The organism is Sphingomonas bacterium (genome assembly GCF_903644055.1).
In the GTDB taxonomy this organism is placed as follows: Bacteria; Pseudomonadota; Alphaproteobacteria; order Sphingomonadales; family Sphingomonadaceae; genus Sphingomonas_I.
Map to the genome: position 1 here is coordinate 1 of NZ_CAHJXD010000281.1, position 7848 is coordinate 7848.

10 protein-coding genes are annotated in these 7848 nt (G+C 67.0%); 6 read left to right on the forward strand and 4 right to left on the reverse strand.

The window, feature by feature from the left end; translation table 11 throughout:
• Positions 1 to 285 (forward strand): tetratricopeptide repeat protein (locus HUU94_RS12030; protein WP_174275308.1); only part of this gene is annotated, 285 nt, incomplete at its 5' end.
• Positions 285 to 917 (forward strand): LON peptidase substrate-binding domain-containing protein, encoded by a 633-nt coding sequence (locus HUU94_RS12035; RefSeq protein ID WP_174275316.1) that lies wholly within the window; start codon positions 285 to 287, stop codon positions 915 to 917. The genes HUU94_RS12030 and HUU94_RS12035, both read left to right, overlap by 1 nt.
• Before the next feature lie 283 nt (positions 918 to 1200).
• On the opposite strand, the gene HUU94_RS12040 is transcribed toward HUU94_RS12035, so the two are convergent.
• Both HUU94_RS12040 and HUU94_RS12045 read right to left on the reverse strand, forming a co-directional pair.
• A complete protein-coding gene (locus tag HUU94_RS12040) occupies positions 1201 to 2418 on the reverse strand; it encodes a UbiH/UbiF/VisC/COQ6 family ubiquinone biosynthesis hydroxylase (protein ID WP_174275309.1) in 1218 nt (405 codons plus the stop codon).
• 215 nt (positions 2419 to 2633) lie between these two features.
• The gene (locus HUU94_RS12045) at positions 2634 to 3563 is read right to left on the reverse strand and encodes a LysR family transcriptional regulator (protein ID WP_174275310.1); all 930 of its coding nucleotides are present in this window, start codon (positions 3561 to 3563) and stop codon (positions 2634 to 2636) included.
• A 97-nt stretch (positions 3564 to 3660) separates the two neighbouring features.
• Between HUU94_RS12045 and HUU94_RS12050 the strand changes: the two genes are divergently transcribed.
• Both HUU94_RS12050 and HUU94_RS12055 read left to right on the forward strand, forming a co-directional pair.
• Entirely contained in the window at positions 3661 to 3963 is a 303-nt protein-coding gene (locus HUU94_RS12050; protein ID WP_174275311.1) for a hypothetical protein, read from the forward strand.
• 72 nt (positions 3964 to 4035) lie between these two features.
• Complete coding sequence (locus tag HUU94_RS12055) at positions 4036 to 4734, forward strand: pirin family protein (RefSeq protein WP_174275312.1); 699 nt, start codon at positions 4036 to 4038, stop codon at positions 4732 to 4734.
• 14 nt (positions 4735 to 4748) lie between these two features.
• Here HUU94_RS12055 and HUU94_RS12060 read toward each other — a convergent pair whose 3' ends face one another.
• Positions 4749 to 5606 carry an HpcH/HpaI aldolase/citrate lyase family protein gene (locus HUU94_RS12060; RefSeq protein WP_438827126.1) on the reverse strand — a complete coding sequence of 286 codons (858 nt, stop codon included), beginning with the start codon at positions 5604 to 5606 and terminating at the stop codon, positions 4749 to 4751.
• A 287-nt stretch (positions 5607 to 5893) separates the two neighbouring features.
• Between HUU94_RS12060 and HUU94_RS12065 the strand changes: the two genes are divergently transcribed.
• Complete coding sequence (locus HUU94_RS12065) at positions 5894 to 6484, forward strand: sugar transferase (protein ID WP_254602181.1); 591 nt, start codon at positions 5894 to 5896, stop codon at positions 6482 to 6484.
• 36 nt (positions 6485 to 6520) lie between these two features.
• Here the strand turns inward: HUU94_RS12065 and HUU94_RS12070 are convergent, their stop codons facing one another.
• On the reverse strand, positions 6521 to 6721 hold the full coding sequence (locus HUU94_RS12070; RefSeq protein WP_174275314.1) for a hypothetical protein: 201 nt from the start codon (positions 6719 to 6721) through the stop codon (positions 6521 to 6523).
• 229 nt (positions 6722 to 6950) lie between these two features.
• On the opposite strand from HUU94_RS12070, the gene HUU94_RS12075 reads away from it, so the two are divergent.
• A complete protein-coding gene (locus HUU94_RS12075) occupies positions 6951 to 7613 on the forward strand; it encodes a PEPxxWA-CTERM sorting domain-containing protein (protein WP_174275315.1) in 663 nt (220 codons plus the stop codon).
• Positions 7614 to 7848: the final 235 nt, after the last annotated feature.

Here is a 7848-nt window from a genome sequence, read left to right on the forward strand (position 1 = left end):
CTCGCTGCCGAGGCGGCGCCGGTCGACGATCTCGGGCCGCTGCGCGCCAGGATCGCGAGCGATCCCGGCGATCAGGAAGCGCGCTATGAGCTTGCCGGTGGATTGATGGCGATCGGCGATCGCGACGGCGCGGCGGACGTGCTGCTGGGATCGATCGAAGCGGACCGCGAGTGGAACGAGGGCGCGGCGCGCAAGCGGCTGCTCACCTTGTTCGAGGCGACGGGATTGGAGGATCCCTGGGTATCGGCGCAACGAAGGCGGCTTTCGGCCATTCTGTTCGGATGATGCTCAAGACCGGATCCCGCCTGTCGATCTTCCCGCTGCCCGGTGCGCTGCTGCTGCCGCGCGCCTATCTGCCGTTGCACATCTTCGAGCCGCGCTATCGCGCGCTGGTCAGCGACAGCCTCGCGCGCGACCGGCGGATCGCGATGATCCAGCCGCGCCCCGGCGGGGAGGGCTCGCCGAAAGGCCCCGGGTTGTTCGAAGTGGGCTGCGTCGGCAAGATCGCGCAGGTCGAGGCGCTGGAAGACGGCCGCTTCAACCTGATCCTCGAGGGGCTGACGCGTTTCCGCATGCTGCGCGAACTCGACGCCAATACCGCGTTTCGCCAGGTCGAGGCGAGCTTCGAGGAGTTCGCGGAGGATGAGGAGGACGCGCCGCCGCTGCCGAGCGTGATGCGCGCCGAGATCGAGCGCGAGGCGAGGGCGTTCGCCGAAGCGCGCGGCTATGCAATCGATTGGGACAGCGTCGAGCGGCTCGACGACGAATCGCTGGTCAACGGCATGACGCAGGCGATCCCGTTCGATATCGCCACCAAGCAGGCGCTGCTGGAAGCGAGCGACGTGCCGATGCGCGCTGACCTGCTGGTCGATTTCCTGCGCTTCGGCGCGGCGGGCGACGAAGAGACCTTGCAGTAAGGTCCTCCCTTGGCGGGGGAGGTGGTTGGCGAGCCGGACGGAGGGGTGATACGCTATCGAGAGGGCGACACCCCTCCGTCATCGCTGCGCGATGCTACCTCCCCTGCCAGGGGAGGAGCATCATCGTGCGCAACTTGCTCGCCTTTACGCTAGAGGCTGTCCTGTTAAAGCTTAACGTCACCCCGGCCTTGAGCCGGGGTCCCGCTGCCTGCCAACGCTGAAGAGAAGCGGGACCCCGGCTCAAGGCCGGGGTGACGAAAGTTCAACATCGACAGGACAGGCTCTAAACCGATACGCCCGTCAACAGCCTCGGCAATCGTCCCGATTCGCCGCGTGCCTCGGCCATGAAGGCGCGTTTCAGCGGCGGGATGCGCTGGACCACGTCGAGCCCGAAGCGGCGGACGGCGCGGGGGGCCTTGCCGGGCAGGCCGAACAGCCGGGTGAGGCTGTCGGTGGCGGCGGCGACCAGCAAAGTATCGAGCGCGCGCCAGCGCTGGTAGCGATCGAGCAGTTGCGCGTCGCCTAGATCGAGGCCGAGTCGCGCGCCCTCGACGAGCACCTCGGCGAGCGCCGCGACATCGCGGAAGCCGAGGTTGAGGCCCTGGCCCGCGATCGGATGGATGCCGTGCGCCGCATCGCCGACCAGCGCGAGCCGTTCGCCGGTGATCGTCGCGGTGTGGTGGAAGCCGAGCGGATAGCTGGCGCGCGGGCTGGCGGCGCGGAGCCCGCCCAGCATCCCGCCCATCCGCTTTTCGGCCTCGGCGAGGAAGGCGCGGTCGGGGAGATCGAGCATCGCCGCGCGATCCCGCGCCGCGACGGTCCAGACGATCGCCGAGCGGTGGCCCGAATCATCGTCGGGCATCGGCAGCAGCGCGAAGGGGCCGCTCGGGTAGAAGATTTCGTGCGCGACATTTTCGTGAGGCGCTTCGTGACCCAAGGTGGCGATGATCGCCGCGTGATCGTAGCGCCAGCGCGCGACGGCGATGCCCGCCGCTTCGCGGGTCGGCGAGTTGCGGCCTTCGGCGGCGATCAGCAGGGCGCCCGCGACCCGGGTTCCGTCGGCGAGCGTGACGCGGACCTCGTGGGCGTCGCGCTCGGTGCTGATCGGCTGCGCGGGCATCAGCAAAGTGACGCCCGTGGCGGCCTGCGCCGCGGCGTGCAGCGTCCGCCGCAGCAGGCGATTTTCGAACATGATGCCGAGCGGCCCCCCGGCGGGATCGGCATCGAAGGCGAGCGCGCGCGGGCCGAGGCCGTCGCTGACGCGGATCGTGTCGATCGGACAGCCGCGCCCTGCGAGTCGCGCGCCGATGCCGATCGTCTCCAGCATCTTCCACGATGCGCTGGCGACCGCCGAGGCGCGGCCATCGAAGCCCGCAGCTTGCGCGGCCGCGGGATCGGCGGGATCGATGACGATGCTAGTCAGGCCGTGCGCATCGAGCGCGACCGCCAGCGTCAGGCCGACGAGGCCGCCGCCGAGGATGATGACGTCGGATCGCTTCATGATCCGTCCCTAGAGGATGACGGCAGCGCTTGAAACCGCTGATCCTGGGATCGATCGATTTAACAGATACCGTCGCTGGGGTAACGAGAGGAGGCCATAGAGGCTGTCCTGATCAAGCCGAACGTCACCCCGGCCTTGAGCCGGGGTCCAGCTTCTTCTTCAGCGTCGGCAGGCAGCGGGACCCCGGCTCAAGGCCGGGGTGACGAGAGCTGACCCTAGAAACCGATCGAATGCGCCTGGCAGGCCTGTTCATCCGCGCAGGCCGGAAATTGTTCGAGCAGCCAGGAGGCGGCGGGACCGGGGGGATTGTCGTGCCGCCAGATGCCCGAGAGGCGAAAGGTGCCGCCCGGATGATCGGGCATCTCCAGCCGTTTGAGCGCGCCGCTCGCGAGATCGGCGGCGATCATCGGCAGCGGCATGTTGCCCCAGCCGATCCCCTCGCGCAGCAGCGCATGCTTGGCGCCGAGATCGGCGAGCCGCCAGGTGCGCGGGGAGAGCACCGAGAAATCGCGGCCCTCGGTGAGCGGCGATCGATCGGTGAGGACGAGCTGGACATGATCGCGCGCGGCACCGGGGCTGAGCGTCGCCGCGCGCGCCAGCGGGTGATCGGGTGCCGCGACCGGGACCAGCGGCACCGATCCCACCGCGCGGGAATCGAGCTCGATCGCTTCGGTGGCGAGCGGGCCGCTGATGCCGATCTCGGCGCGGCGATCGATCACCAGAGCGTTGACCGCGCCCAGCGCCTCGACGTGGAGGCGCAGCGCCACGGTCGGATACTGGTTGGCGAAGGCGCGCAGCACGCGCGCGAGCCATTCGGCGGGCAGCATGACATCGACGACGAGGTTGACCTCGGCCTCCAGCCCCTGGCTCAGCCCCTTGACCTTGGCGCGGAGCGTCTCGATCCCGCGCGAAACGCTGCGCGCCTCGGCGAGCACCGCATGCCCGGCTTGCGTGAGCACGGGCCTGCGCGTGCCCTCGCGCTCGAACAAGCTCAGCCCGAGCTGGGTTTCGAGATTGGCGATGCCGTAGCTGATCACCGATACCGCGCGGTGGATGCGGCGTCCGGCGGCGGCGAAGCTGCCCGTCTCGACCACCGCGAGAAAGACGCGGAGCTGATCGAGCGTCGGCGTACCGGGTTCAGACATTTCAACTCGCTTGAACGTTCAGCACGAGTTTATCTCACTTCCCGGAGAAGTCGAGCCGCACCATATCGCTTCCGATACGAAGCTCACGAGGATACCCATGGCAACGCTCGCTCAACCCACGCTCTCCCGCAACGAATGGCACGCGGTGTCTATCGCGCTCAGCGATGCCGCCAGCTATGGCTGCGCTTCGGAACGGCACGGTCTGCTCGGGCGAATCTATGCGGCGGTAACGGGCAACGAGCCGCGCCGCCCGCTCGCCGACAAGAAATTGGAGACGATCCGCCGCTACGTCTGCGCGGCGCGGCGGCATCATCCGGCCGCGAACGACCTGCTGCCCGAGCTGGAGGCGCAGGGTTACAGCCGCGCGCAGCTCGACGCGATCGCGCTGCTTTCCAACTGAAGTTTGTGGTTTGATCCACTGGTGCGGCAACCCGATCCAGCTTCTGGATCGGACTCCAACAAGGAATTCGTCATGATCGAGGTCCGTCCCTTCGCGAGCCTGGGTGGCGCCGACCACGGCTGGCTGAACGCCAAACATCATTTCTCCTTCGCCGAATATCAGGATCCGGCGCGGACGCGCTGGGGCAATCTACGCGTGTGGAACGATGACGTGATCGCGCCCAACTCGGGCTTTCCGCCGCATCCCCACAGCGACATGGAGATCATCACCTACGTCCGCACCGGCGCGATCAGCCATGAGGATAGCCTGGGCAACAAGGGCCGCACCGCGGCGGGCGACGTGCAGGTGATGTCGGCGGGGACGGGCATCCGCCACGCCGAATATAATGCCGAGGACGTGCCCACGACCTTGTTCCAGATCTGGATCCTCCCCACGCGCACCGGCGAGAGCCCGAGCTGGGGTGCGCGGCCTTTCCCGCAGGGCGACCGGGCGGGCCGCTTCGTGGTGCTCGCCAGCGGCTTCGCCAACGACAATGAGGCGCTGCCGATCCGCACCGACGCGCGCGTGCTCGGCGCGACGGTCAAGGCCGGCGAGACGATCGAATATCGCCTCGGCGCCGAACGCCGCGCCTATCTCGTGCCAGCGACGGGCGCGGTGGAGATCGAGGGCCGGCGCGTCGCTGCGCGCGACGGCGCTGCGATCAGCGCGACCGAAACGCTGCGCATCACCGCGCTGGAGGATAGCGAGCTGGTGATGGTCGACGCGGCCTGACGGCTTCGCGTTTTTCAGCCGCCGTCCGCGCGGGCGAGCAGGGCGCGGGCGGCCTTGAGATGCGGCGCGTCGACCATCCGGCCCTCGAACGCGAGCGCGCCCTTGTCGGGGTTTCGGCCGAACAAGGCGACGATCGCTTGCGCGCGCGCGATCTCGGCAGGCGAGGGCGAGAAGGCGGCGTTGATGATCGGCACCTGCGCGGGGTGGATCGCGAGCATTCCCGTGAAGCCGTCCCTGCGGCCCCGGGCGGCATAAGCGGCGAGGCCTTCGGGATCATCGATCGCGGGATAGACGGTCTCGATCGCGGCGACGCCCGCGGCGTGCGCGCCGAGCAGCGCCAACGCGCGCACGGTCTCCAGCACCGGCGTATAGGCGCCGTCCCCGGTGCGCGCGGTCGATCCCATCGCGGCGGGCAGGTCTTCGGCGCCCCAGGTCATCGCCACGAGCCGCGCGCCGCTGTCCGCATAGGTGCCACAGCCGAAGACGGCGGCGGGGGTCTCGGTGACGATCGGTAGGATTGCCGTCTCGGGCGAGGCGCCGTGCCCATCGAGCATGCGCGCGAGCGCGGCGACCGAAGCCGCCGATTCGGACTTGGGAAGCATGATGCCGTCGGGACGGGCGGGAAGGATCGCGGCGAGATCGGCCTCGGCGAGCCCCGAATCGAGCGGATTGATCCTGACGAAGAAGATCATGCGACCGCGCTCCGCCTCCGCCAGAAACGCGGCGCACACCTCGCGCGCGAAGGGTTTCGCGGCGGGGGCGACCGCATCTTCGAGATCGAGGATCAGCGCATCGGCCTCCGAAGCGAGCGCCTTCGCCATGCGATCCGGCCGGTCGCCGGGCACGAACAGCAGGGATCGGAGCGGCGGCATCGCCATCCGGATAGCGATGCGATCAGCCGGAAGCAAAGGCGCGGCGCCGTTTTCATACGCGGGATCGACGCCGCGATCGTTCTACCGCACCGCAGCAACGGATTAACCATGAACCGCGAAAATACCGGGTTTCTTTCGCAGCGCAGCAGTGTTAGGGAATCATTAACCGGGGGTAGCGGGGGGTCAGTTTCATGGCGAGTATGGCTTGGGCCAATGCTCCGGGTGCGGATGCGCATTCGCGGCAATCAGGTGTAGCGGCAGGCGGTTGGGACGCTCGCGCGGTCCGGGTGCTGGATATCAGCGCTAGTCTTGCATTGCTGCTGTTCCTAGCACCTTTGCTGCTGCTGGTGGCGGCGCTTGTGTTCATCACCGATCCCGGCCCGATGATTTTCGGGCATCGCCGAATCGGGCAATATGGCCGCCAGTTCCGCTGCTTCAAATTCCGCAGCATGGTCGTCGATGCCGAGGCGCGGCTCGAAGAGCTGTTGTCGCGGGATGCCGACGCGCGGCTCGAGTGGGAGCGCGATCACAAGCTGCGCAGCGATCCCAGGATCACGATGATCGGCAATTTCCTCCGCCGCACCAGCCTCGATGAGTTGCCGCAACTGTTCAATGTGCTGCGTGGCGAGATGAGCCTCGTCGGGCCGCGTCCGATCGTCGAGGCGGAAGTCCGGCGTTACGGCCGTTACTTCGGTTATTACAAGCAGGTCCGCCCCGGCATTACGGGGCTCTGGCAGGTCAGCGGACGCAGCAATACCTCGTATCGGAGGCGGGTAGCGCTCGACGTCAAGTTCGCCAAGTCGCAGTCGGTGCGGCTCTACGTCAACATCCTGCTCAAGACGGTGCCCAGCGTCCTGCTCGCCAAGGGGTCCTGCTGACCCGCACCGCCGATCGATCGATATCGACCGGATCGATCAGGTGAAGGAGAGGGTCAGTGCGGCTGCGGCCCAGAGAATCGCCGCCATCGGAATCGCCACCATCACGCCGCGCGCAGCGTCAAGAGCGTCGGGAACAAGGCGGACATCGCGACGCGCGGAATGGCGAAAATCGCGCCATACGACTCGCTCATCGAGGGCGTAGGCATTCGATTGATGGACCGAATTCTGATGCCGCATTCTATCCTCCCACCTTAGTATTTTCACATTAACGTCGCATAAACGGCAGGGTTCCCGTTCGCGGCATCGTTTCGGCAGCTCGGCGGCGCGGTGCTTTTTATTGGCGACAGTTATTGTGCAGGTGCAACCAAAGGCTTGACTCTTCGGACGTGTCGTATAGAAGGTTAGCAATTCTTTAACACCGTCGGGGTTGTTTGGACGGTTCAGGCTTACCAGGGGGGTCAGGGTTATGAAGCGGCTTATCGCATTGCTTGCCGTCGGCGCGGCTTTCACGGCGGCGGTTCCATCGTTCGGTGCGCCTGTCATCGTCACGTCGACCGTCGATCTGCTCAACACCTCGCAGACCTCGACGAGCCTTCACACGATCAGCTCGGTCGCCGCGCAATTGAGCCCGGCCGTCGCGATCGCCGCGGGCGACACGCTCGATTTCACGATCAACTTCGCGGGCAACGAGTCGATCACACTGAACGGCGACCGCAAGTTCTTCGCCGAGCTGCAGACCGCCGCGGGCCAGGCGCAGGCCAATGCCAACATGACCGGTACGCTCTATCTGCTGGGCACCAACTACAGCATGACCAAGACGGGCACCGAAGGCACGGACCATGTCGGCGAGCAATATGTGCTCGCGGATATCAACGCCGCGGGCCTGCCCTCGACGGTGACCTTCAACGGCCTTCGCTGGGTCGGCACGATCAACTCCTATGATAGCGGCGTGACCTCGCGTCTCTACGATCTGCCGTCCTTCTCGGTCACGGCATCTGGCGCCGCGGTCATCAACGGTTCCGCCGCCGGCGCGGTGCCTGAGCCGGCGACCTGGGGCATGATGGTGCTCGGCTTCGGCGCGACGGGCGCGGCGCTTCGCCGGCGCAAGACCGCCGTCTCGTTCGGCTGAAACCAGCGATAGTGATCAAGCAAGAGGCGGCTTCGGCCGCCTCTTTTTTTGCGCGCGCGAGATCGAAGCGATACGGCCGGGATAGGGTGCTTTCGAAGCGGATGGCATCGCCCGCCGGTTCGGAAACGCGACAAAACCACAGGCTAAGGTCAGATGATTTCAGCCTTACCCGCTCCTGCTGAGGTGAGACCGAGTAGCTCCGCAGGAGCGTATCGAGGGCTCGTATCGAAGTACG